This window comes from Porphyromonas sp. COT-108 OH1349 (assembly GCF_000768755.1).
Lineage (GTDB): Bacteria > Bacteroidota > Bacteroidia > Bacteroidales > Porphyromonadaceae > Porphyromonas_A > Porphyromonas_A canoris.
The window spans coordinates 1-1761 of sequence record NZ_JRAH01000016.1; the positions used below are offsets into that span (position 1 = coordinate 1).

Here is a 1761-nt window from a genome sequence, read left to right on the forward strand (position 1 = left end):
GAAGCCTATACGGGCTTCGGGGCTTTGAAGTGTATCCTCTCTCCTGCCAACACGATGGAGGACATCGCCCGATGGAACAAGTCGGAGCTGGAGCTTTTCCCCTTGGTGATGGAGTTGCACAGCATCATTAGAGACAACACCGCTTCCGAATCGCAATACAAGAGTTATATGCAGAGCCTGAAAAACTCCGTGATGACCGCTTTCTATACTCCTGCGCCCATAGTACGGGAGATTGCCGTTGCCTTACAGGAGGCAGGTATCGTCCCCAAGCGAATCCTTGACCCTTCGGCGGGAATGGGCGAGTTCATCCGCTCTTTTGACGGCATTGCAGCCGAAGGGCATACGACCTTCGGTTTTGAGAAAGACATCCTTACGGGACAAATGCTCTCCGCTCTGCATCCCGAAGACAAGATACGCATCCGAGGCTTCGAGGAAATCGAATCCAAGCTCGGAGGTTATTTCGATGTGGTCAGCAGCAACATTCCTTTCGGAGATGTGGCCGTCTTCGACCCTGTTTTCAGCAAGACGGACGAACCTGCCCGAAAGGTCGCCCGCATGTCCCTGCACAATTACTTTTTCGTCAAGGGGGTTGATATGCTCCGTGAGGGTGGAGTGCTGGCATTCATCACCTCGCAAGGTGTTATGAACGCGCCAACGAATGAGTCTGTAAGGGAGTGGCTGATGAATCATACCCGCCTTGTCTCGGCAGTCCGTCTGCCCAACAATCTCTTCTCGGAGAATGCCGGGACGGAAGTGGGCAGTGACCTGATTGTCCTGCAAAAGCAGAGCGGCAAGACAAGTTTGACCGAAGAGGAACAGCGTTTCATCAAGAGCGAGAAACGCCCCAGTGGAGTGCTGTTCAATACCTATCTGCGAAGCATGTCGCAAATCGTGCATACCGAGTGGAAGCAGGATACCGACCCTTACGGCAAGCCCGCCATCCTGTTCCATCATGAGGGCGGAGCGGAAGGCATCGCCACCGATATGGGAAAAATCCTGCGGGCGGATTTAGCCAAACGCTTGGACATGGCGTTGTATCAAAAGCACATCTTCATACAGGAGCAACCCCAAGTTAGCATTGCCGTTCCTCCCGAAATAAAACAGCGAGAAGTGACGCTTACGTCTGCCACTTCGGAAGAAGAGCANTCTTCATACAGGAGCAACCCCAAGTTAGCATTGCCGTTCCTCCCGAAATAAAACAGCGAGAAGTGACGCTTACGTCTGCCACTTCGGAAGAAGAGCAACCACACCAAGAGGTGGTGCAACTGAAAAAGGAACAGCCGACAGAACAACCCCGAAGTAGTGTTGCACCACAGGTGCAACTGCTCGACCTTTTTGGCAATATCATTCAAGAGGAGAAGCCCAAACGAAAAAACTCCTCTGTGAAACGTGCTGAGGCTTCCGCCCCTTCTCCCACTGTCGAAATAAAGCAACAAGAGACTGCTGTGGGACTGTTGGTGACAGGAGAGTTGTGGTGGCAGCAGGACAAGGAGAAAGGTATGCGGCTGCGTCCCTATGAGGGCTTATGGCATGAACACCTCAGAGAAGGCTCTTTGCTTTCCTCGGACTTTCAAGTCGGAATGCTTGTCCGTGATATGGAGGACAACCGAATGTTCCAGCCCATAGACCTCTCTTCCCAAGAACGGCAGAAGATGCTGCTCTACATAGACCTGCGAGATGCTTACCATACGCTCTATGATTATGAAGCGGAACGCAAGGTGGCGAATGAATCCCTGCGACAGAACCTCAATGAACTGTACG

Annotated in this window: 1 pseudogene; it reads left to right on the forward strand. The window is 52.3% G+C overall.

What is annotated here, in order from left to right:
* Nucleotides 1-1761: pseudogene (locus JT26_RS03995) on the forward strand (N-6 DNA methylase); the annotation flags it as partial.